The organism is Pseudomonas sp. LF-5 (assembly GCF_037626295.1).
In the GTDB taxonomy this organism is placed as follows: domain Bacteria; phylum Pseudomonadota; class Gammaproteobacteria; order Pseudomonadales; family Pseudomonadaceae; genus Aquipseudomonas; species Aquipseudomonas monsensis.
In genome coordinates this window covers 35,557-58,388 of record NZ_JARKMT010000009.1, presented here as the reverse complement: position 1 = coordinate 58,388, position 22,832 = coordinate 35,557, and the positions used below count along the sequence as shown (strand labels likewise).

The following is a 22,832-nucleotide window of genomic DNA, read 5'->3' as shown; positions in this document are numbered from 1 at the left end:
GTTCACTATAGCCTTGTGCCGAGGCTGACGGCCTCTTCGCGAGCAAGCTCGCTCCCACATTGGAATGCGTTTCCCTGTGGGAGCGAGCTTGCTCGCGAAGGCCGCGACGCGTTCTACAGACCCAGTACATCGATCACCCAGGCGCCCGCTCATTGGCAAACATGCTCACTGCCTGCACCGCCTCACTGGCGCCATCGCGAATCTGCAGAATCACGCTGCCGGCCTGATCGGCCAATTCAACGCCTTGCGCCGCTCGGCCACGGGTGCCTTCCATGCTCTTGATCGCCTGACGGGTTTCGCTCTGGATCAATCCGATCATGTTGGAAATCTCCGCCGTCGAGCCGCTGGTGCGCGCCGCCAGTTGCCGCACCTCGTCCGCCACCACGGCAAACCCGCGACCTTGATCCCCGGCCCGCGCCGCTTCAATCGCCGCGTTGAGCGCCAGCAGATTGGTCTGGTCGGCAATTGCGCGGATGGTGTTGACGATCGCGGTGATCTGCTCCGAGCGTTCGCCGAGCTGCGCGATCAATGTCGAAGACTGCGCGATGTCGTCAGCGATTTCACGCATTTCGCTGGCCGCTTGCTGGATCACCTGGGTGCCTTGCTCGGCGACTTTGCGGGTTTCCACGGAGATGTGATAAGCCGCGCTGGCACTGCGGGCGTCCTGCTCATGCTGCTCGACGCGGGCGGTGACGTCCGTGGCGAACTTCACCACTTTGCACAACCGCCCGGACGCGTCGTACACCGGGTTGTAGTTGGCTTCCAGCCACACGGTCTGGCCGCGCTTGTCGACGCGCTCGAACTGGCCCTGAAACAACTCACCCTGGTTCAGCCGCCGCCAGAAATCCTCATAGGCGCTGCTGTTGACCAGATCCGCGCGGCAGAACAAACGGTGATGTTTACCCTTGAGTTCAGCGAGCGTGTAACCCATGCGTGTCAGAAAATTCTGGTTGGCCGTGAGAATGCCGCCTTCGAGGTCGAATTCGATCACCGCCATCGCCCGGTCGATCGCCTGCAGCTTGGCGTTGGCCTCGCTTTCCTGCTGAACCTTGGTCGTCACGTCCATGGCGTACTTGACCACTTTCACCACACGCCCCGATGCATCCTTGATCGGGTTGTAGTTGGCTTCCAGCCAGATCGGCTGGCCCTGGCTGTTGACCCGCTCGAACGTACCGGACTGGAACTGGCCGTTTTTCAGACGCGACCACAATTCGGTGTATTGCGCGCTGCGGCCAAACTCCGGGGTGCAGAACAGACGATGAGGCTGGCCGATCACCTGATCAGCGCGGTAGCCCGTGGTTTTCAGGAAGTTGTCGTTGGCCGTCAACACCACGCCATCGAGGTCGAACTCGATCACGGCCATGGAGCGGTCGATGGCTTCGAGCAGGCCGTTCTGTTCGGTGATGGTGTGTTGAAGGTCGTTGAGGGCGGACTGATGGCGTTTGAAAAACATAGGGGCAGTACCTGGAAGTAGGGAAAGACGAGGTTTTTGTCCCTGTTTCCGCGCTGGCAGAGCAAATGCCGGGTGAGCACTTGTCATTGACTGCAAAGTGCCAGCATCCAGGCTGACGAAGCGATCTTATACAAACTGTTTGTCGTTGTACAAGAAAATGCGTATCAGCATGACTACCGGTGTTTTCAAAGGCTGATGGAGTTGGCGTCGTCGGTGCGCGGCTGGCTCAGCGCCACGCTGATTGTGTTGCGTCCCGTGTGTTTGGCGGTGTACAGCGCTTTGTCAGCGTCATCCAGCCAGGCCAGTGCGTCGTGGTACGACGGCTGAAACCGCGCCAGACCGATACTCAGGCTGACCCGCAGTTCCGGCACATCCGGGTGACGGTATTGATCCAGTGCCTGACGCAATCGTTCCATTTGCAGTTCGGCTTTTTTCAGTGGCTGGTCGGGCAGGATCAGGCAAAACTCGTCGCCGCCGTAGCGGCCGGCCCGTTCGCTTTTGCTCACCATGCCTTTGAGTTCGCCGCTCAGTTGGCTCAGTACCGCATCGCCAATGATGTGGCCATAGTTGTCGTTGATGGACTTGAAGTGGTCGACGTCGATCAGCGCCAGAATGTCCTGGGTGTGATTTTGCCGGCACAGCTCGAACCTGGCGTGCAGCTGATCCTTCCAGGCGCCGTGGTTGAGTAGTCCGGTGAGGCTGTCAGTGCGGCTCAGGTCGCGCAGCGTGCGTTTGTGCTGCGCGAGTTTGATCGCCAGTTGGTAACAGACCATGCCCAAGGCCAGTGGATACAGGGTGAGCATCGGCAGGCAGGCCCAGGCTTCAATTTGAGTCATGGCCGGACTGAATTTGAAGCCGAAGATCGAGCCGCCCAGCAGTACACCAACGCACTGCGCGACGGCGCCGAGCAGGAACAGGCGTCGGCCACCGGCGGCGACGTTGTTCATGGTCATCATCGACAGGATGGTCACGCTGGTCAGCGGATTGAACTGAAAACACGCGGTCCAGAAGCCGCCGCACAACGAGTCGTACAACAGATTGCGACGCTCGGCGCGGTAGGGGAAGGTTGCGCGGGTTGATACCTGATAAGCCAGATGCGGCCAGACAAATCCGTTGAACACCAGCAGCGCCCAGAGCCATGCCGGCATGTTCAACGGATACAGCGCTGCCGCGACGCTGAAAAAGCCGACGCCCAGACCAATAGTCCTAGGCAGATAGATGCGTCTGGCGAATGACAAGCCTTTGCCGCGTGGGTTTTCCATGATGTCCTGCGCCAGATTCATCCTGAAATACTTTGCCGTATTTTTTTCAGGTAGACCATTCGTCGGTCAATTGTCGGACATTGTCATTTATTCCAGCGCGAATAATCAGTGTCCTTCCGAGCCATTTAATCGACGGATCGCGCGCAGAGGCACGGTTTAGAGCTGGTATCGCGCCAGAAACATCTCCAGTGCCGATTCGGCCACGGCTTTTTGGGTGGCGGCATCCAATGGCGGCAGGCCCATGGAAATCTGCGGCCAGAAGCCGAACGACTTCAGCAGCCCTTGCAGCTGCTGCCCGGCGAATGTCGCGTCCACGGGTTTTAGCCGACCGTCCGCCTGAGCGGCGCGAATCCACACGGTCAGGCCTTCTTCGCGCGCGCCCATGCGCGCCACCATGTCTTGTGCGCGCTCCGGGGAGTGGATGGTGGCAGCAATCGCCACGCGGGCCAGACTGAGAAAGTTGTCATCGGCCATCATCTGCAATTTTGCCCCCAGCATCTGTTGCAGTTGCTCGCGCAGCGGCTGATCGGCGCTGTAGGTCACGGTTTGCTCGGCGGTGATGCGTGCCCAGAGTTGGTTGAGAATTTCGGCGAACAGCTCTTCCTTGCTGGGAAAATGGTTGTACACCGTGCGCTTCGACACCCCGGCGGTGGCCGCGATCTTGTCCATGCTGGTGATCTCGAAACCGTTGGCACGGAATTCGGCAATGGCCGCCTGGATAATGGCTTCGCGTTTGCGGTCGGTGAGGCGCTGTGGAGCTGTCATAAGTAAGCTTCGGCAGGAAAAATGGAAATTACACTTGGAAGTTTACTTGTCATGCGCTTTCATGCAACCTAGAAACTACACCGATCAGTGTAATGTTGCGTTAATCCTCGCAACCTAAAAAACAGCAGTTCGGCCTATGCGTGCAGCTCTGGCCATTTATCGTCCCACCGCGAAAAATCGTGAATTGCGCGGTTTTTCTGGAGTCATTTCAGTCATGGCCAATCCAGTTTCCCTCCCGGATAAAATTTCCACGCCTGAAGCCTCTCGACAGGATCAAGGGCTGTTCCGCAACCATGCGCCGGTGCGCCGCGAAGGCTTTCGCAAAATGCTGCGCATCATGTGGAACATGATCTTCCACAAACCGCGCAATACCCGACCCGCCGCCGCTATCCCGGTACAACCGTTGACCCGCGACGACCTCCTGGCAGCGCCCAACCACAGCGTGTTTCGCCTCGGCCATTCGACCCTGTTGCTGAAACTGCAGGACAAATTCTGGATCACCGACCCGGTGTTCGCCGAACGTGCCTCGCCCGTGCAATGGGCCGGCCCCAAGCGATTCCACCAGCCACCGATCAGCATCAACGAATTACCGCCGATTGAAGCGGTGATCCTGTCGCACAACCACTACGACCACCTCGATTACGCGGCGGTACTGCGGCTGGCGGCCAAGACCAACCTGTTCCTGACCCCGCTGGGCGTCGGCGATACCCTGATCAAATGGGGCATCGACGCCAACAAAATCCGTCAGTTCGACTGGTGGCAGGGCACCGAAATCGCCGGTATCCGCTTCATCGCCACGCCGTCGCAACACTTCTCCGGCCGTGGCCTGTTCGACAGCAACAGCACCCTGTGGGCCTCGTGGGTGATGATCGACGGCGACACGCGGATCTTCTTCAGCGGCGACAGCGGCTACTTCGACGGCTTCAAACGCATCGGCGAACAATACGGCCCGTTTGACCTGACCCTGATGGAAACCGGCGCCTACAACGTCGAATGGCCGCACGTGCACATGCAACCGGAAGAAACCCTGCAAGCCCACCTCGACCTCAAGGGCCGCTGGCTCTTCCCGATCCACAACGGCACCTTCGATTTGGCGATGCACGCCTGGCATGAACCGTTTGACCGGATTCTGGCGCTGGCGTGGGAGCGCAGTGTTTCGATTACCACGCCGCAGATGGGTGACGCGTTCAATATTGCTCAACCGCATCGTGGCGAAGCGTGGTGGTTGGCGGTTGAAGGGGAGAGTGAGGGTGTGGCGCAGAACGCCTGACGCAAGCTGATATTGATTTGTGGCGAGGGCATTTATCCCCGTTGACTCGCGAAGCGGCCCCCTCTGTTCAATCAGGACAAGGGGCCTGCTGCGCAGTCCAACGGGGATAAATCCCCTCGCCACAGGTCCTTAATCAGCCATTGCATAATCCCCACGCCCCACCGATTTCGATGGCACGCCCATACTCGCACTGCGCCCCGGCGCAAACCCCGGAAAGAACACCAACCCCTGTGCCTCAAACCGATACGCCAACGCCAATCGCGCTGCATCCGCCACGTCCTGCTGCGCTTCAAACCGCTGGATGTCGTCCGCTGCGACCTCCGCCTCGCGCGACAGTTGTTCCACGCTCCAGCCCAGCATCGCTCGGGCCTGGACGCAGTGCGTCGGGGTGAACTGGAAAAGGGCAATGCGTTCGAGGATGTGGTTCATCGCAAGAGAGGCCATGGTGTGCTCCGGGCTCAAGAGTGCTGATTGAAAATGTACTGTGTTTTTGTACAGTTGTTTTCGGCCGGGATCAAACGCATTTTTTGATTTGCCCTAGTTCGCCGCCTCCAACCAGACGGACGGTGCCTGACCGAGCATGCGCCGGAACATCGTCGAGAACGCCGCCGGGCTCTCATAACCGAAGTCCAGGGCGATCCGCGTTACCGCTTCACCGGCTGCCAGCCGTGCCAGTGCCAGCACCACGCAAGCCTGTTGCCGCCATTGGCTGAAGCTCAACCCGGTCTGCTGCCGAAACAATCTGTTGAAGGTACGCAAGCTTATGTGCAACTGCTCGGCCCAGTGTTGCGGCGACTGATGCGCGTTCGGCTGACGCAGAAAGTTCTGACACAACGCCAGGAGTTTTCCGTCAGACGGCAGCGGAATGTGCAGGGGCAGGGGCGCGCTGCGCGCCAGTTCATGCAGCAACAGCTCGATCAGCACGCCATCGCGACCCTCGAGCTCATAGGCCAGCGGCACCTCCACCGCTTCCATCAACAGGTGCCGCATCAACGGCGAAACACTGATCACCTGGCAACGCGGTCCCAAGTCCACCGTCCCCGGCTCGATGTACACGCTGCGCGTGCTCACCCCCAGCATCAACACCTCATGCGCCACCCCCGGCGGAACCCACACCGCCCGCTGTGGCGGCACCACCCAGTTGCCGTCATGAGTGCGGACCTGCATCACCCCGGTCGCGCCATACAACAATTGCGCCCGCCGATGCGTATGAAATGGCAACAGCTGGCCGTGGGAATAATCCGTACCGATCGCCACCACCGGGCGTGGCGTGTGATCCAGCAGATTGATCGAAACATTGCGCATCAAGCGTTTTCCGGTAGTTGGCGTAAACGCAAACATTATTGGCTGAGTTGCTGAAGCAGGCCAAGCCGCGTGGCTCTATCGTCGACCGCTCGCCCTCATCGGATAACCCGCCATGTTCTACATTCTGCTGACCCTGTTCGGCTGCCTGACCGGCATCACCGCCGTCCTGTTCGGCTTCGGCGGCGGCTTCGTCGTCGTGCCGCTGCTGTATCGCCTGCTCAGCGCCAGCCACGGCGCCGACGACCCCATCGGCCAGTCGGCGATGCACATCGCCGTGGCCACCTCGACCTGCGTGATGATCGTCAACGCCCTGATCGCCACCGACAAACACCGCCGCGCCGGCAACCTGATCCGCCATTATTTGTGGCCACTCGGCAGCTTCATCGCCCTCGGTGCGATCCTCGGCGCGATCGCTGCGGTGTGGGTCAGCGGCCAGGTCATTCGTTATGCCTTCATCGCCTACCTCGGTGTGACCATCATCGACTGCCTGCTCAGACGCGGCTTTCTCACCCAAAGCGAAGGCGTTATCCCACGCCGACTCAGCAGGACAGAAACGTCCGGCGGCGGTGTAGGCATTGGCGCCATCGCCACGTTTCTCGGCGTAGGAGGAAGCGTCATGACCGTACCGCTTTTGCGCCGTTGTGGATTGAGCATGTCGCAAGCCACGTCCATGGCTAACCCGTTGAGCGTGCCGGTGGCAGTGGCCGGGACGCTGACGTACATGGCACTGGCCAGGTTCAGTCAGGCAGAGCTGGGGGCGTGGTTTGTCGGGTATGTGGATTTGCTGGCGTTCGCGGTGCTGACGCTGGGATCGTTGGTCGGGATTCGGTTAGCCACGCCGTGGATCGGGCGGATTCCGGATCGGGTGCATGCCTGGGTTTACATTGGATTGCTGATTATCGTGTTGCTGTTTATCTCGCTTAAATGAACCATTGCCAAGCTACAGCGTTAGAAACCAAAATCGATAACTGAGCGCCGTGCTCCAGCAATGACCAGAGAACCAGGATGTTGATCTTCAATTGCACCGAAGCAGCCAGCAAGTTTTTCAGCCGTGTTCACAAGGGCAAAAAAATCACGCCGTTGGATGCTAATCCGCCGTCCTCAATCATTGAAGATGATGAGTTGAGCGGCGCTGACGAGCAGTGGCTGGTGCACGCGATAACGGTACAACGCAAGCATGTGCTGCTGGTCATTCACATCAAAACCCGTTATTGCGTGATTTTGGCTGACGTCAAGAAGGCTGATGCTGAGGGCTTCATTGCGCGATTTATTGATCGCTGGGTCAAGGGATTGGTGATCAACGCACATCATCATGACCTCGGGCAGTGGCTAAACCCTGAATTGATGTTGGCGCGGGTGCAGCAGACTTGTGAGCATCATCGCTTTTATCGACGTAGCCATCGCAGCGCGCAAAAACACATTGATGAGATTGCATGGATTTTCCAGGACAAAGTCGCTCATACGGGCTCTTTGCCACCGGATGAAATCACAGCGATGGTATTTGACGAGCAAATGAATGACACGCCCAGAAGCAGTAAGGGCGCCAAGTCTTACTACTTTCCGAATGAAGAAATGGCGCTTCACTGGCTGCGTCATTACTGCTTTCTTGATGACGTCCAGCTTCATGCTGCCAAGGAGCGTCGCCATCAAAGGGTTCAGGAAATTGCGGCCCTAGAGCGCGAAGCCTGGCTTAAAAATTACGAGCGAGAGAACTCGAATCGTTAAGCTACCCACGCCATAATCCGCAGCGCATTTTTCAGCGCCGGCGCCTATGCGCCGACGCGACCTCCGATTCCTTCAAGGATTGATCCATGCTCAAGGGACTGCTGCGCCTGGCGCCATACGCTGCGGCGCTGTTCACACTGATTTCCACTGCCCATGCCGAAGAGGGCCGGCGCGTGTTCACCGGCACGCTGGGCAAGATGCCGATTGTGCTGGAGCTAAACACCACGCAGCAGGATGAAGTCACCGGCCGCTACTTCTATGAGAAGTATCACCGCGACCTGGAACTCAGCGGTTCGCTGCAAGACAGCACGTTGAATCTCGTTGAGGGCAACAACCGCTATGGCGACGATAAACCGCTGCCGACCTTGAAGCTGGAAGAAACTGCCAATGGCTGGCAAGGTGAATGGCAAAGTCCGCAGGGAAAGAAGCTGTCGGTTAAACTCGCCGAGGCCAAACTTCCCGCACCAACGTCAGCAACTTTGCCGTTCGTTGCCGCGCTGCCAAACGACGAGCCTTACGAGTATCTGCGCCTGCAGGGACTCAAGCTGAAACCGGCGAAGAAAGAAAATTTCATGGGCTACGACCTGCAATGGTGGACGGAGCCTGAGACAAAGATCTCGCTGTTCAGCGTGGAGTCCGGACTGTCGAAAGATGATCAGCAGCGGGTAAACCAGCAGTTGCTCGGGCGACTCTGGAATGAAGTCATCAGTTACCACAGCTGCCAGCTGCGGGGCGGAGAAAACGTCGAATTCATGCAGCAGGCAGAACCGAAAATGATCTCGCCAGCCGTGGTCAGCCTGAACATCTCCACCAGCTACTACTGCGGCGGCGCGCATCCGGATTTCGGTGATTCCCCGCTCAACATCGACGTGAAAACCGGCCATCCGCTTTCCCTTGAAGATGTGCTGTGGGTCGGTGAAGGCAAACCATTGCTACATGCCGAGCGCGACAGCCTGGGCGACAAACCGCTGAGCGAGGCCGAAAGTGACGCGCGTTATCGGTATGTCAGCAAAGAGCTGGTGCCTTGGGTCATCCAGCAATTCACCGCCCTGTACCCCACGGAAATGAAGAAACCCGCGCAAGATGACGACTGTGATTTCACGGATGAAAGCATCTGGGGAACTACGCCGTGGTACTTCACTGATAAGGGCCTGTACCTGGGCGCCTACTTCGCTCGCGTACAACGCTCTTGCGACAGGCCAGACTGGTCGATCCTGCCGTACTCCGTCGTCAAACAACACCCCGGCGCCGTCAAACTGCAATTGCCCAAAGACTAACCGTCACGCCAACCCCGGCGCTTCCCGCACAATGAAGTGATCCAGGTTTTCAATGTTGGCACTGAACACCCCGAACGTCTGTTCGGGGTTCTTCTTGCTCGGCACCTGCTTCAACTCCGGCGTCACGCCATAGAAGAAACAGAACAACTCCTTGTCGCTGTCGATCGCGTGCTTGATCTCTTCCAGAAACGCCTTGCGCTTGCGGTAGTTGTCGATCAGCTTCTTGCTCAAGTACACGTTCACCGAATACGGCTTCTTCTTCGCCTCATCTGCCTGCTTGAACCAGACCTTCTGCTCGAAGTCGATGCGAAAACTCTGGGTGTAATCCTTGATCTCCTTGATCTTGCCCCAGTAAATCAGCCCCTTGTTGTCCGTCAGATACTCAATCTTTTTGAAGAACGACCCATAAGGCGCCGTGTGCTCACCGATCTTCAACGGCATGCGCTTGAGCAACTCCTTGTCGGCGAAGTTCGACACAAAACACTCCACCGGATGCGCAAACACACTGGTCTTATCCGGCGCCGTCTCACGCCCAGGCGACTCTTTAGAGTTCACCTGCGCCACCCGCACCGGATCATCCCGCAACACATCCGCCGCCCCCGCGGGCGCAGCAGGCTTGCGCACATACTCACGGCGCGTCAGCAACAACTCCGACGGGAAGTGCTCCTCACGCCCATCGTTCGCCTCGCCATCCGCTGTTTCAATTCCAGACGCTGAAGCCTTTAAACTCACATACGGACAACCTGCCACGTGCTGCGTAGTGGGCAAGTTCTTGAAGTGCGGCGTGCGCACGTAATTCACGTTCTTGGCGTTGAAAGTGCCCAACTCGTTAGATGCATCGAACGCCGAGCGACAGGCATCGTTGGGGCACTGGAAGTGCTCTTTCGCCGAGTCAAACGCCACCGTCTCATCGAAATTGAGATCGCGAACGTCATAGATCGACAACTTGTCGTCGAGGCTGAGGCAGTAGGCGAGATCGAATTTCATGGGGGGCTCGGGTCCTTAGAAGATCATGAGTTTAGACGAGTAAACGAGTTACTTGCATACGAGGCTATTTAAAAGCAATGCCTAAATAGTGGCTCTTCTGCTCTGTCATGTATTGAAACGCTTTTGGAGTTTGGCGACTATAGGGATTTTTCCTACAGACATTAACTACAAAAGGGCGACACTCGTGGTGATCAAACCGGTCTCGAAGGAGCGCGTAAGCGAAGCGATGCTGGAATTTGATCAAAAATTCCGGGGTAAACCTGAGTGGCAGCGATGGGAAACCAATCAGGCTCACCGCTACGCTGTTCTTGAGGGTGGACAGCGGTATCCAGCAAAGAAAGTCGTCTCATTGGCGACCGGAATTGCTGTGGGAGAATTTTCCGGCGGACATCCGACCAACAGTTACCTAAAAAAACGAGGTTTCACTGTTGTTGAGTTGCCGTGTGGGGAAGACAAGCCCGTGCTGCAGTTTACGATAGGGGCTGTTTACGATCGGAAATCAGAAATAAACGGACCGTTTGGCGGGGGGCGACGAGACGGCATTTCAGGGTCCACTACCTATCCCGTGATTTTTTTGTTTACGGGTGAAAGCGGTGAGCAATACGGGTACACCGACGGCTGGGACAACGGTGCTTATCTTTATACTGGGCAAGGTCAGCGCGGGCCGATGACTTTGACACGCGGCAACCGAGCTATTGCAGAGCATGCCGTGGATGGTCGGGCACTGCATATGTTCAGACTTATCGGTAAAGGTAAGGGCTATGTATACGAGGGTGAGTTTTCTTGTGCCAACTGGTTTGAATGTCCCCAGTCAGATGTGAACGGCGAGCTTCGGACAGCGATAGTTTTTCGATTAGTTCCTGTGGGTATTCCTGAGGGCATGAATGAGGCTGAGACAGATGACGGCGACAAAGCTGACCTCCCAGACTCTTTGGCGGCAGCGCGTTTGGTTGCACTGGCTGCATGTAAACCTGAGAGTGTTGATTTGGGGCAATCCGCTCCGCGTAAGATCTATCTGCGCAGTCGAAAGGTTGCACACTATGTGCTGATGCGTGCACGGGGTACTTGCGAAAGCTGCCAACGGCCTGCTCCTTTTATTAAAAAGGACGGTACCCCCTACTTAGAGCCACATCATGTAAACCGTGTTTCCGATGGTGGATTAGATCATCCACTCTATGTGGGAGCTGTGTGTCCAAGTTGTCATCGGGAAATTCATTCTGGTGTAAACGGAGCTTTAATGAATGAAAGACTTAAACAGCGGTTGCAAGTAATTGAAGGCTAAAAGCTCCAATTGCTTTTGCTCTTTCCGAATTTACGACTAGGTGATTGAAATATCCGCGTGACTCGTTGCCACCAAGACTTGGTTTCGTCGACGTGTCGTCGAGTATGGTCCTGCAACAGGTAAGGCATATCCCGAAGCCGAATCCAGCCTTCATCCTGCCAATGCAGCAAACTCAAAGACATTTCCGGCCAATGCAGCAAACTCAGCATTGGCCGATTTGAGTCTCCCGAATCTGCAGCATCGCGCAAGGCCGGCACAACCTCGTTGGTCAACCACTCACGTAACAACCGATTCCCCGGAACGTAGTGATACACCAATAGCGCATACACCCCAGATTCACTGAGCATCAACTGCTGTTCTGGTTCTCGAAAGTACTCAATCCACAAGACACGGCGTTGATCGTTATCTAGCTTGTTGACCACCCGCTCATTTAGATGGAAACCCATCAAACGGCCGACATCGCGGGCGGAGAACCATGGCTGGTTCTCAATTAGAAGGGCATGCAGAGAAAGATTGTGGCGAGAGAAGACTGTAACCGAGCATGGATCAGACATATCTATGACCTCTACGTTTTAGATTTTGGGAGGCCTGACCCCAACGTAGAGTGGACTTAAGAAATCCCAACGAGCAGAGCAGTTGCCACCGACGAATTACACGTCTGTGTCACTGACCAAGCTTTCTACGTTGGGCGTTTCTTAGGCACCTGTGATGGAGCTTAGTAGTGCTCGTAGCAGGCTTCAATGGGAAGCGACTGTAAGTGCTGTAGGAGATTGAACGCTGTGACGTAGGCGTAAGAAGGATTACCGATCGCCCATAAAAAAGCCCCGATCAGATCGGGGCTTTTTGCTTTCTCGATTCACCGACTCAGGCAGCAATCGTCAAATCGTGCCAAGCGAGACCATTAGTCCCAGCTCAACGCACCACCAGTTTGGTATTCGATCACGCGAGTCTCAAAGAAATTCTTCTCTTTCTTCAAGTCCATGATCTCGCTCATCCAAGGGAACGGGTTAGTCGTCCCTGGATATTCCTCTTTCAAACCAATCTGCGACAAACGACGGTTAGCGATGAACTTCAGGTAGTCCTCCATCATCGCCGCGTTCATGCCCAGTACGCCGCGAGGCATGGTGTCACGGGCGTATTCGATTTCCAGCTGCGTACCCTGCAGAATCATTTGGGTCGCTTCTTCCTTCATTTCGGCATCCCACAGGTGTGGGTTTTCGATTTTGATCTGGTTGATCACGTCGATGCCGAAGTTCAGGTGCATGGATTCGTCGCGCAGGATGTACTGGAACTGCTCGGCGACGCCGGTCATTTTGTTGCGGCGGCCCATGGAGAGGATTTGGGTGAAGCCGCAGTAGAAGAAGATGCCTTCCAGAACGCAGTAGTAGGCGATCAGGTTGCGCAGCAACTCTTTGTCGGTGTCCGGGGTGCCGGTTTCGAACTTCGGATCGGAGATCGAACGGGTGTATTTCAGGCCCCAGGCTGCTTTTTTCGCGACCGATGGGATCTCGTGGTACATGTTGAAGATTTCGCCTTCATCCATGGCCAGCGATTCGATGCAGTACTGGTAGGCGTGGGTGTGGATCGCCTCTTCGAAGGCCTGGCGCAGGATGTACTGGCGGCATTCCGGGTTGGTGATCAGGCGGTACACGGCCAGTACCAGGTTGTTGGCAACCAGGGAGTCGGCGGTGGAGAAGAAGCCGAGGTTGCGCATCACGATGCGGCGCTCGTCGTCGGTCAGGCCTTCCGGGTTTTTCCAGAGGGCGATGTCGGCGGTCATGTTGACTTCTTGCGGCATCCAGTGGTTTGCGCAGCCGTCCAGGTATTTCTGCCAGGCCCAGTCGTACTTGAAGGGTACGAGTTGGTTGAGGTCGGCGCGGCAGTTGATCATGCGCTTTTCGTCAACGGCGACACGGGCGGAGGCGCCTTCGAGTTCGGCGAGGCCTTCGGCGACGTCGAGGGAGTTCAGTGCAGCCTTGGCGCGGGCCACGGCGGCCGAATCGTCGGCGGTCACGGCGCGGGCTTCGAGCGCGGCGGCGCCGCCGGCGTTGTCGAGGCGGTCCATGTTGGCTTCAGAAGCGTGGCCGGCGTTGGCGCCTTTCACTGCTGCTACTTCACTGTCTTCTTTGTCGAATTCGTCCCAGCTCAGCATGACGTGTCGTCTCCTGCGTGAGGGCCTGTCGCCCCGTGTGAAACCTGATGGTTGGTTGTTCACACGGTCGTACAGACCGCGTTGGATCTTAAGGAATCGTTTTTTGCAGCAGCTAAGGCAGGCAATAAAACAGAATTTTGTTCGGGGTTCCGAGAGCCTCTGACGGGCGCAGATCAGCGTTGACGCTGCTGCGGGGCTTCAGAATGGCTTTGATCCCTGTAAGGGAATATTGCTGACCCGATTAGGGCGGCATTATAGGGAAAAAAACACGGGCGTGGGGGAGGGCGAAACACCGCAGGGCGTTCGATCGGCCGGGTGATTTCGATCGGAGCGAGGGTTTACAGGGCTTTCGCTGGGATTGGCCTGCGAGAATTTTTTTTCATTAATTTTTTTGCGAGGCTTCGGTTGCTCAAGAAATGAGCAAAAAACCGGGTTTTCACTATATCTTGTGTTTTGCAACCCTTTTGAGCGACCCCAGACACAACTGAGCCCGACCGAAGTCGGGCTGGAATCGACCCTCAAATGAGGCGCTGAGTGATCCGATTCGGTGCAGTCTCAATCATCAATTGGTGCAGCCGTTACCCATGACGCTGTAACGCAGGATGTGACGCTGACCTTTGGAGTCGTCGTATTCCATTTTGGCCGGAACCACTTCGCAAACATTCGGCACTTCGCTCATGGATACAACTTTGGCGATGTCCAGGTGAGTGGAGTAAGTGTATTCCTCGATAACCGGTTGTTGCTGCGCGACATCAGTCGGAACCTCGTCTGCCATGGCGGTTGCGCACAGACTGCTGAGGGCCAGAACCAATAAAGCTTTCATTTCAAATTTACCTTCTTGAGGTCGAGTGGGGTCACGCAACCTTTTTAGGGTTGCGTGTGGAACTTCATCGTTTGCAGTTATTACTTGAGAGCTGGATTAACGGCCTTCGTGGGGGCTGTAACGTTGTTAATCGTGTTTGCCTTGTCGGCGAGGTGGATTTTAGGGAGGTGGAGTGGGGGTAAACAGGTGGGGTTTTGATAAACACTTTTGGCAGATTTGGTAACAATCGGTCGAAATCGTCTGCAACCAGGTTTGCTGGTGATGGGGTTTGCCTGAATAACCGAGTCGTCGGAATCGCTGGCAAGCCAGTTCCCACAGGGGTTGTGGGGTGTTGGAGCAAGCAGCGCAGGGCTTGCGTCAGGGGTAACTGGATGTTTTGTAGGGGCTTGTTACTACCATCGTCGAATGGTTCTATGGGGCCGGCCCGGCTACAACGGGGTCATACAAAAACAACTATTACACCGAGGTAGGAAAGATGAGTGCGGCTTCTCTGTATCCCGTTCGTCCCGAGGTTCTGGCTAATACGCTGACTGACGAGGCGACCTACAAAGCCATGTACCAGCAGTCGGTCGTCAACCCTGACGGCTTCTGGCGCGAGCAAGCCAAGCGTCTCGACTGGATCAAGCCTTTCACCACGGTGAAGCAGACGTCGTTCGACGATCACCATGTCGACATCAAGTGGTTCGCCGACGGCACCCTGAACGTTTCCTATAACTGCCTCGACCGCCATCTGGCCGAGCGCGGCGATCAAGTCGCCATCATCTGGGAAGGCGACGATCCTTCCGAAAGCCGCAACATCACCTACCGCGAACTGCACGAACAAGTGTGCAAACTGGCCAACGCCCTGCGTGGTCAGGACGTGCACCGTGGTGACGTGGTGACCATTTATATGCCGATGATCCCCGAAGCCGTGGTCGCCATGCTGGCCTGCACCCGGATCGGCGCGATTCACTCGGTGGTGTTCGGCGGTTTCTCGCCGGAGGCCCTGGCGGGGCGGATCATCGACTGCAAATCCAAAGTCGTGATCACCGCTGACGAAGGCATCCGTGCCGGCAAGAAAATTCCGCTGAAGGCCAACGTCGACGACGCGCTGACCAACCCGGAAACCAGCAGCATCCAGAAAGTCATCGTGTGCAAGCGTACCGGTGGCGACATCAAGTGGAACCAGCATCGCGACATCTGGTACGAAGACCTGATGAAAGTGGCGGGCACCGTGTGTGCGCCGAAAGAGATGGGCGCCGAAGAAGCGCTGTTCATCCTTTATACCTCTGGCTCGACCGGCAAGCCGAAGGGCGTGCAGCACACCACCGGCGGTTATCTGCTGTATGCGGCGATGACCCACGAGCGTGTGTTCGACTACCGTCCGGGCGAAATCTACTGGTGCACCGCCGACGTCGGCTGGGTCACTGGCCACAGTTACATCGTCTACGGCCCGCTGGCCAATGGCGCGACCACGCTGCTGTTCGAAGGCGTGCCGAACTACCCGGACATCACTCGGGTGGCGAAGATCGTCGACAAGCACAAGGTCAACATCCTCTACACCGCACCGACCGCGATCCGCGCAATGATGGCGTCGGGCACCGCGGCTGTTGAAGGCGCTGACGGCAGCAGCCTGCGTCTGCTCGGTTCGGTGGGCGAGCCGATCAACCCGGAAGCCTGGGACTGGTACTACAAGAATGTCGGCAAGTCGCGTTGCCCGATCGTTGATACCTGGTGGCAGACCGAAACCGGCGGCAACATGATGAGCCCGCTGCCGGGGGCGCACGCGCTGAAGCCGGGTTCGGCGGCGCGTCCGTTCTTCGGTGTGGTGCCGGCGCTGGTCGACAACCTCGGTAACATCATCGAGGGCGAGGCCGAGGGCAATCTGGTGATTCTCGATTCGTGGCCAGGTCAGGCGCGCACGCTGTATGGCGACCACGACCGCTTCGTCGATACCTACTTCAAGACCTTCCGTGGCATGTACTTCACCGGTGACGGTGCGCGTCGTGACGCCGACGGTTACTACTGGATCACCGGGCGCGTGGACGACGTGCTCAACGTGTCCGGCCACCGCATGGGCACGGCCGAGATCGAAAGCGCGATGGTCGCCCACCCGAAAGTCGCCGAAGCGGCGGTGGTTGGCGTGCCGCACGACATCAAGGGGCAGGGCATTTATGTCTACGTCACCTTGAAGAATGGCGAGGAGCCGAGCGAGCAACTGCGCCTGGAACTGAAGAACTGGGTACGCAAGGAGATCGGCCCGATTGCTTCACCGGACGTGATTCAGTGGGCGCCGGGGCTGCCGAAGACCCGTTCGGGCAAGATCATGCGCCGCATTCTGCGCAAGATTGCCACGGCGGAATATGACGGGTTGGGGGATATCTCGACCTTGGCCGATCCGGGGGTGGTGCAGCATTTGATTGATACGCACAAGACGATGAATGTTGCTTAAGCAATGATTCACAGAAGCCCTGTCCGGTTTTGCCGGGCGGGGCTTTTTTGTGTCTGGAGGTTTTGTGGTGACAGGCTGGCCTCTTCGCGAGCAAGCTCGCTCCCACAGTTTGACCGAGTACCTTCAGACAAAATGTAGATCCCTGTGGGAGCGAGCTTGCTCGCGAAGGCAATTTGTCAGACGCCGGTGTAGTCCCTCGTCGGAACGCGGACTCACCCAACCAATAATTATCGATCTCCCCCGCAAGACATTTCCCGTTGTTACCCGCCACCCTCCGCGTAACCATATGTGTAACCGCCCGCCCCGTAGCGGGGCAAAGGGAAACGCAACGCTCCGTTTTAGAGCCTCAAAACCCCCGGTGAAAAATAAGACACAACGCTGCGCTTGCCGGATTAGAAGGGTTTGCGAATAATAGGCCCGCAATTTGCAACATAGATCGGTTCACTGTCTTTCGCTCTTGCATGATTTTGCAAGGCTGTCAATGTGCTCAAGCGGGTTTCTCTGTGCATCTGTAATTAGTTGTCGCATTGAAGAAATATCGGCTTCGGGCCTGTCGTTAGAATGCCGATCACTCGCTCATCGTGGCTGACGTTGAAACCTTCGACGGTTTCAATGGGAAATTTCCCACCGATGCTGCACCGATTTCCCGATTCACCCATTCGCATATTGGGCTGTCGCTCACTCTGCCGTTTTTGCCCTTTACCGATGGAGTCCCAAGATGAAGAAACTTGTGCTGCTTGGCGCCCTGGCACTGTCCGTGCTGTCGCTGAATTCCTTCGCTGATGAAAAACCTCTGAAGATCGGTATCGAAGCGGCTTACCCTCCGTTCGCTTCCAAAGCCCCGGACGGCAGCATCGTCGGTTTCGACTACGACATCGGCAACGCTCTGTGCGAGCAGATGCAGGTCAAGTGCGTGTGGGTCGAGCAAGAGTTCGACGGTCTGATCCCGGCACTGAAAGTGCGCAAGATCGACGCGATCCTGTCGTCCATGTCGATCACGGAAGACCGCAAGAAGTCGGTCGACTTCACCAACAAGTACTACAACACTCCGGCGCGTCTGGTCATGAAGGCCGGTACTCAGGTCAGCGAAGGTCTGGCTGAACTGAAGGGCAAGAACATCGGCGTACAACGTGGTTCGATCCACGAGCGTTTCGCCCGCGAAGTCCTGGCCCCGCTGGGTGCCGAGATCAAGCCGTACGGCTCGCAGAACGAAATCTACCTCGACGTGGCCGCCGGTCGCCTCGACGGTACCGTGGCTGACGCTACTCTGCTGCAAGACGGCTTCCTCAACACCGACGCCGGCAAAGGCTTTGCGTTTGCAGGCCCGGCGTTCACCGATGTCAAATACTTCGGTGACGGCGTAGGTATCGCTGTGCGCAAGGGCGACGCGCTGAAAGACAAGATCAACGCTGCCATCGCGGCCATCCGCGAAAACGGCAAATACAAGGCAATCCAGGACAAGTACTTCGCCTTCGATATCTACGGCAAGTAACACGTTTCTGCGACAAGTCCGAAATGGCGCAAGCAACAGGATCTCTGCGGTTTGCGCCATTTTTTCATCCCAACTTTCGAGGACCTGAATCATGTTGAAAGGCTACGGGGCTGTCATCCTCGATGGCGCATGGCTGACGCTTCAGCTCGCCTTGTCGTCCATGGCCCTGGCCATCGTTCTCGGGCTGATCGGTGTCGCGTTGCGCCTGTCGCCGGTGCGCTGGCTGGCCTGGCTGGGCGATCTGTATTCCACGGTGATCCGCGGGATTCCCGATCTGGTGCTGATCCTGCTGATCTTCTACGGCGGTCAGGATCTGCTCAACCGCGTTGCGCCGATGCTTGGCTATAACGATTACATCGACCTGAACCCGCTGGCCGCCGGTATCGGCACCCTTGGTTTCATCTTCGGTGCGTACCTGTCGGAAACCTTCCGTGGCGCGTTCATGGCGATTCCCAAAGGGCAGGCCGAGGCCGGTCTGGCGTATGGCATGAGCAGTTTTCAGGTGTTCTTCCGGGTGATGGTGCCGCAGATGATTCGCTTGGCGATTCCCGGTTTCACCAACAACTGGCTGGTTCTGACCAAGGCCACCGCATTGATTTCTGTGGTCGGTCTGCAAGACATGATGTTCAAGGCCAAGCAGGCGGCGGATGCCACTCGCGAGCCTTTTACCTTCTTCCTCGCAGTGGCGGCGATGTACCTGGTGATCACCAGTGTTTCGTTGCTGGCGTTGCGTCAACTTGAGAAGCGCTACTCGGTAGGCGTAAGGGCGGCTGATCTATGATCTTCGACTACAACGTCATTTGGGAGTCCATGCCGCTGTACCTCGGCGGCCTGCTGACCACCCTCAAACTGCTCGCGCTGTCGCTGTTTTTCGGTCTGCTGGCGGCCCTGCCGCTGGGCTTGATGCGCGTGTCCAAGAATGCCGCGGTCAACGGCATTGCGTGGCTGTATACCTACGTGATTCGCGGCACGCCGATGCTGGTGCAGCTGTTTTTGATCTACTACGGTCTGGCCCAGTTCGAAGCGGTGCGTGAAAGCTTCATGTGGCCGTGGCTGTCCAGCGCAACGTTCTGTGCGTGCCTGGCGTTCGCGATCAACACCAGCGCTTACACCGCAGAAATCATCGCCGGCAGCCTCAAGGCCACGCCGAACGGTGAGATCGAAGCGGCCAAGGCGATGGGCATGTCGCGCTTCAAGATGTACAAGCGCATCCTGTTGCCATCGGCCCTGCGCCGGGCGCTGCCGCAGTACAGCAACGAAGTGATCATGATGCTGCAGACCACCAGTCTGGCGTCCATCGTGACCCTGATCGACATCACTGGCGCGGCCCGTACCGTCAACGCGCAGTTCTACCTGCCGTTCGAGGCGTACATCACCGCCAGCGTGTTCTACCTGTGCCTGACCTTCATTCTGGTGAAGCTGTTCAAGCTGGCCGAGCGTCGCTGGTTGAGCTACCTGGCCCCGCGGAAGCACTGATATGGAACGCATCGACCACGTATTGCCGTGGAGTCACCTGGGCAGCGAGCGCAAGATCTCGGTGTTCCGGTTTGGGAGCGGCGAGCGCAAGGCTTACATCCAGGCCAGCCTGCACGCTGACGAACTGCCGGGCATGCGCACCGCCTGGGAGCTGAAAAAGCGCCTTGGCGAACTCGAAGCCCAAGGTCTGCTCAACGGCGTGATCGAGCTGGTGCCGGTCGCCAATCCGCTGGGCCTCGGTCAGTTGCTGCAAGGCAATCATCAGGGGCGTTTCGAAGCCGGCAGCGGCAAGAACTTCAACCGCGATTTCGTCGAGCTGAGCGCGCCGGTTGCGGCGGCGCTGGCCGACCGTCTCGGTGACGATCCGCACGCCAACATTCGCCTGATCCGTCAGGCGATGGCTGATCATCTGGCGGCATTGCCCGAGGCGAGCAGCCAGTTGCAAGGCATGCAGCGCGTTTTGCTCAGCCATGCCTGCACCGCCGACGTGGTGCTGGATTTGCATTGCGACGCTGAAGCCGCGCTGCACATGTATGCGCTGCCGCAGCACTGGCCGCAGTGGCGTTCGCTGGCCGCGCACCTGGATGTGAAGGTCGGGTTGCTGGCGGAAGATTCTGGTGGCAGCTCCTTTGATGAAGCGTGCTCGTTGCCGTGGCTGCGCCTGTCGCGGCAGTTCCCGGACGCGCAGATTCCGCTGGCGTGCCTGGCGACCACCGTCGAGCTGGGCGGTCAGGCCAATACTGACCGCGCGGATGCGCTGGCGTGGGCCGAAGGCATTCTGGCGTTCCTCGCCGAGCAGGGCCTGATCAGCGGCGAGTGGCCGAAACCGGCGCACGAAGCCTGCGAAGGCATGCCGTTCGAAGGCACTGAATTGCTGTTGGCACCGCACCCCGGTGTGGTGAGCTTTTTGCGTAAACCCGGCGAGTGGGTCGAAGCCGGGGATGAGATTTTCGAAGTGATCGATCCTGTGTCCGATCGGGTCAGCACGGTGTGTGCTGGTACCTCCGGGGTGCTGTTTGCCATTGAACGGCTGCGCTATGCCCAACCCGGTTTCTGGCTGGCCAAGGTGGCGGGGCGCGAAGCGCTGCGTCACGGGCGCTTGCTCAACGACTGACTGACTGTTTTTGTGAGAACCGACCGCATGTACAAACTTGAAGTCCAAGACCTGCATAAACGCTATGGCAGTCACGAAGTGCTCAAGGGCGTGTCCCTGAAAGCGGCAGCCGGCGATGTGATCAGCATCATCGGCTCCAGTGGCTCCGGCAAAAGTACTTTCCTGCGCTGCATCAACCTGCTCGAGCAGCCGCACGCGGGCAAGATTCTGCTCAACAACGAAGAGCTGAAACTGGTGGCGAACAAGGATGGCGCGCTGAAAGCCGCTGATCCGAAACAGCTGCAACGCATGCGTTCGCGCCTGTCGATGGTGTTCCAGCATTTCAACCTGTGGTCGCACATGACCGCGCTGGAAAACATCATGGAAGCGCCGGTCCACGTGCTGGGCGTGTCCAAGGCCGAAGCCCGCGAGAAAGCCGAGCACTACCTGAACAAGGTTGGCGTGGCCCATCGTAAAGACGCGTTCCCGGGGCACATGTCCGGTGGCGAGCAGCAGCGTGTGGCGATCGCCCGTGCGCTGGCGATGGAGCCTGAGGTGATGCTGTTCGACGAACCGACCTCGGCCCTCGACCCGGAACTGGTTGGCGACGTGCTGAAAGTCATGCAGGCCCTTGCTCAGGAAGGCCGCACCATGGTTGTGGTGACCCACGAAATGGGCTTTGCCCGTGAAGTGTCGAACCAGTTGGTGTTCCTGCACAAAGGCGTTGTTGAAGAGAGCGGCAACCCGCGCGAAGTGCTGGTCAATCCGCAATCGGAGCGTCTGCAGCAGTTCCTGTCGGGTAGCCTCAAGTAATCGCTGCCGTTATGCACCAAATTAGGTCATGCTTCGCGACCTAGAGATTGGCGCAGATCCCTGTGGGAGCGAGCTTGCTCGCGAAAGCGGTAGTTCAGATAGCAACGATGTTGACTGATACACCGCCTTCGCGAGCAAGCTCGCTCCCACAATGAATCTCGGTTGGTTTCGAGATTTGCGTTCATTTACGGGCTAGCATTGGCCCATGCCTTCATCACCGTTGTTCGTTCCGGATTGCCCGCCCATGACTGCCCATCGAATTGGTTTCCTGATTTGGCCCAGCACTAAAGCTCTGACGCTGGCGCTGGCGGAGGAGGCCTTGCGTGTCGCTCAGCGGGTTCACCCGGACGTGGTTTACGAGTTGTCCTTCCTGCACGCCGAGCCACCGGCCGAAGGCGCCTGGCAATTGCCGGGGGAGGCCTGGACCGGCAAGCTGGAAAACTTCCAGAAACTGTTCCTGCTCGCCGACGAACCGCCGACCACTCTGGCCCCGGCGCTCAGCAGCGCGCTCAAGCAACTGGTGCGCGCCGGTTGTGTGATCGGAGGGTTGTCGGCCGGAGTCTATCCGTTGGCGCAACTCGGTCTGCTCGACGGTTACCGCGCTGCCGTGCACTGGCGCTGGCAGGACGATTTCGCCGAGCGCTTTCCGAAAGTCATCGCCACCAGTCATCTGTTCGACTGGGATCGCGATCGCCTGACCGCGTGTGGCGGCATGTCGGTGCTCGACTTGCTGCTGGCAGTGCTGGCCCGCGATCACGGTGCGGAACTGGCCGGTGCCGTCTCTGAAGAGCTGGTGGTCGAGCGCATCCGTGAGGGCGGCGAGCGTCAGCGCATTCCGTTGCAGAACCGCCTCGGTTCCAGCCATCCGAAGCTCACCCAGGCGGTGCTGCTGATGGAAGCCAACATCGAAGAGCCGCTGACCACCGACGAAATCGCCCAGCACGTGTGCGTGTCCCGTCGGCAGCTGGAGCGGATCTTCAAGCAGTACCTCAACCGCGTGCCGAGCCAGTACTACCTGGAATTGCGCCTGAACAAGGCCCGGCAGATGTTGATGCAAACCAGCAAGTCGATCATCCAGATCGGCCTGTCGTGTGGCTTCTCCTCGGGGCCGCACTTCTCCAGCGCCTACCGCAACTTCTTCGGTGCCACGCCGCGGGAAGATCGCAACCAGCGGCGCAGCAGCAGCCCGTTCGAATTGTCGTCAGTGCCGTCCGAGCGTAGCTGAA

Annotated in this window: 20 protein-coding genes and 3 pseudogenes; 12 read left to right on the top strand and 11 right to left on the bottom strand. The window is 57.9% G+C overall.

Annotated features, from left to right (window positions below):
• Positions 1–133 precede the first annotated feature (133 nt).
• The 4 genes and pseudogenes from PseuLF5_RS28300 to PseuLF5_RS21885 form a co-directional block, all read right to left on the bottom strand.
• Positions 134–571: pseudogene (locus PseuLF5_RS28300) on the bottom strand (methyl-accepting chemotaxis protein); the annotation flags it as partial.
• 108 nt (positions 572–679) lie between these two features.
• Positions 680–1,363: pseudogene (locus tag PseuLF5_RS28295) on the bottom strand (PAS domain-containing protein); the annotation flags it as partial.
• A gap of 275 nt (positions 1,364–1,638) precedes the next feature.
• A complete protein-coding gene (locus PseuLF5_RS21890; protein ID WP_445262425.1) occupies positions 1,639–2,736 on the bottom strand; it encodes a diguanylate cyclase in 1,098 nt (365 codons plus the stop codon).
• Between the two features lie 135 nt (positions 2,737–2,871).
• Positions 2,872–3,480 carry a TetR/AcrR family transcriptional regulator gene (locus PseuLF5_RS21885; RefSeq protein ID WP_336347294.1) on the bottom strand — a complete coding sequence of 203 codons (609 nt, stop codon included), beginning with the start codon at positions 3,478–3,480 and terminating at the stop codon, positions 2,872–2,874.
• A gap of 214 nt (positions 3,481–3,694) precedes the next feature.
• Here PseuLF5_RS21885 and PseuLF5_RS21880 point away from each other — a divergent pair, with 214 nt between their 5' ends.
• Complete coding sequence (locus PseuLF5_RS21880) at positions 3,695–4,750, top strand: MBL fold metallo-hydrolase (protein ID WP_123467046.1); 1,056 nt, start codon at positions 3,695–3,697, stop codon at positions 4,748–4,750.
• Positions 4,751–4,879: 129 nt separating this feature from the next.
• Here PseuLF5_RS21880 and PseuLF5_RS21875 read toward each other — a convergent pair whose 3' ends face one another.
• A complete protein-coding gene (locus PseuLF5_RS21875; RefSeq protein ID WP_186746613.1) occupies positions 4,880–5,194 on the bottom strand; it encodes an XRE family transcriptional regulator in 315 nt (104 codons plus the stop codon).
• A gap of 93 nt (positions 5,195–5,287) precedes the next feature.
• Positions 5,288–6,055, bottom strand: coding sequence for an AraC family transcriptional regulator (locus tag PseuLF5_RS21870; RefSeq protein ID WP_186746611.1), 768 nt, complete (start codon positions 6,053–6,055; stop codon positions 5,288–5,290).
• A gap of 112 nt (positions 6,056–6,167) precedes the next feature.
• On the opposite strand from PseuLF5_RS21870, the gene PseuLF5_RS21865 reads away from it, so the two are divergent.
• The 3 genes from PseuLF5_RS21865 to PseuLF5_RS21855 all read left to right on the top strand — a co-directional run bounded on the left by PseuLF5_RS21865 (position 6,168) and on the right by PseuLF5_RS21855 (position 9,057).
• On the top strand, positions 6,168–6,983 hold the full coding sequence (locus tag PseuLF5_RS21865; protein ID WP_340134751.1) for a sulfite exporter TauE/SafE family protein: 816 nt from the start codon (positions 6,168–6,170) through the stop codon (positions 6,981–6,983).
• A gap of 77 nt (positions 6,984–7,060) precedes the next feature.
• Positions 7,061–7,780, top strand: coding sequence for a DUF6933 domain-containing protein (locus PseuLF5_RS21860; protein ID WP_340134750.1), 720 nt, complete (start codon positions 7,061–7,063; stop codon positions 7,778–7,780).
• Positions 7,781–7,866: 86 nt separating this feature from the next.
• A complete protein-coding gene (locus PseuLF5_RS21855; protein WP_340134749.1) occupies positions 7,867–9,057 on the top strand; it encodes a hypothetical protein in 1,191 nt (396 codons plus the stop codon).
• Between the two features lie 3 nt (positions 9,058–9,060).
• On the opposite strand, the gene PseuLF5_RS21850 is transcribed toward PseuLF5_RS21855, so the two are convergent.
• Positions 9,061–10,044 (bottom strand): hypothetical protein, encoded by a 984-nt coding sequence (locus PseuLF5_RS21850; RefSeq protein WP_340134748.1) that lies wholly within the window; start codon positions 10,042–10,044, stop codon positions 9,061–9,063.
• 88 nt (positions 10,045–10,132) lie between these two features.
• On the opposite strand from PseuLF5_RS21850, the gene PseuLF5_RS21845 reads away from it, so the two are divergent.
• On the top strand, positions 10,133–11,326 hold the full coding sequence (locus PseuLF5_RS21845; RefSeq protein WP_340134747.1) for an HNH endonuclease: 1,194 nt from the start codon (positions 10,133–10,135) through the stop codon (positions 11,324–11,326).
• Here the strand turns inward: PseuLF5_RS21845 and PseuLF5_RS21840 are convergent.
• The 3 genes from PseuLF5_RS21840 to PseuLF5_RS21830 form a co-directional block, all read right to left on the bottom strand.
• Positions 11,323–11,880: a BRO-N domain-containing protein gene (locus PseuLF5_RS21840; RefSeq protein WP_340134746.1), complete on the bottom strand. Its 558-nt coding sequence runs from the start codon at positions 11,878–11,880 to the stop codon at positions 11,323–11,325. The genes PseuLF5_RS21845 and PseuLF5_RS21840 overlap by 4 nt on opposite strands.
• 347 nt (positions 11,881–12,227) lie before the next feature.
• On the bottom strand, positions 12,228–13,478 hold the full coding sequence (locus PseuLF5_RS21835; RefSeq protein WP_095126160.1) for a ribonucleotide-diphosphate reductase subunit beta: 1,251 nt from the start codon (positions 13,476–13,478) through the stop codon (positions 12,228–12,230).
• Between the two features lie 562 nt (positions 13,479–14,040).
• A complete protein-coding gene (locus tag PseuLF5_RS21830; protein WP_027612631.1) occupies positions 14,041–14,301 on the bottom strand; it encodes a DUF2790 domain-containing protein in 261 nt (86 codons plus the stop codon).
• Between the two features lie 475 nt (positions 14,302–14,776).
• On the opposite strand from PseuLF5_RS21830, the gene acs reads away from it, so the two are divergent.
• The 6 genes from acs (at position 14,777) to PseuLF5_RS21800 (ending at position 21,606) form a co-directional block, all read left to right on the top strand.
• Complete coding sequence (gene acs, locus PseuLF5_RS21825) at positions 14,777–16,732, top strand: acetate--CoA ligase (protein WP_123467028.1); 1,956 nt, start codon at positions 14,777–14,779, stop codon at positions 16,730–16,732.
• A 718-nt stretch (positions 16,733–17,450) separates the two neighbouring features.
• The gene (locus PseuLF5_RS21820; protein WP_123467024.1) at positions 17,451–18,224 is read left to right on the top strand and encodes an ABC transporter substrate-binding protein; all 774 of its coding nucleotides are present in this window, start codon (positions 17,451–17,453) and stop codon (positions 18,222–18,224) included.
• A 91-nt stretch (positions 18,225–18,315) separates the two neighbouring features.
• Positions 18,316–19,005, top strand: a complete 690-nt coding sequence (locus PseuLF5_RS21815; RefSeq protein ID WP_128614309.1) for an ABC transporter permease — start codon at positions 18,316–18,318, stop codon at positions 19,003–19,005.
• Positions 19,002–19,700 carry an ABC transporter permease gene (locus PseuLF5_RS21810; protein ID WP_340134745.1) on the top strand — a complete coding sequence of 233 codons (699 nt, stop codon included), beginning with the start codon at positions 19,002–19,004 and terminating at the stop codon, positions 19,698–19,700. Before PseuLF5_RS21815 ends, PseuLF5_RS21810 begins: the two co-directional genes overlap by 4 nt.
• A 1-nt stretch (position 19,701) precedes the next feature.
• The gene (locus PseuLF5_RS21805) at positions 19,702–20,814 is read left to right on the top strand and encodes a M14 family metallopeptidase (protein WP_267802006.1); all 1,113 of its coding nucleotides are present in this window, start codon (positions 19,702–19,704) and stop codon (positions 20,812–20,814) included.
• Positions 20,815–20,841: 27 nt separating this feature from the next.
• The gene (locus PseuLF5_RS21800; protein WP_003227281.1) at positions 20,842–21,606 is read left to right on the top strand and encodes an ABC transporter ATP-binding protein; all 765 of its coding nucleotides are present in this window, start codon (positions 20,842–20,844) and stop codon (positions 21,604–21,606) included.
• A 48-nt stretch (positions 21,607–21,654) separates the two neighbouring features.
• Here the strand turns inward: PseuLF5_RS21800 and PseuLF5_RS21795 are convergent.
• Positions 21,655–21,759 (bottom strand): annotated as a pseudogene (locus tag PseuLF5_RS21795) (DUF4381 domain-containing protein); the annotation flags it as partial.
• A gap of 91 nt (positions 21,760–21,850) precedes the next feature.
• Between PseuLF5_RS21795 and argR the strand changes: the two are divergent.
• Positions 21,851–22,831: a transcriptional regulator ArgR gene (argR, locus tag PseuLF5_RS21790; protein WP_123467017.1), complete on the top strand. Its 981-nt coding sequence runs from the start codon at positions 21,851–21,853 to the stop codon at positions 22,829–22,831.
• The last annotated feature ends 1 nt before the right edge of the window (position 22,832 follow it).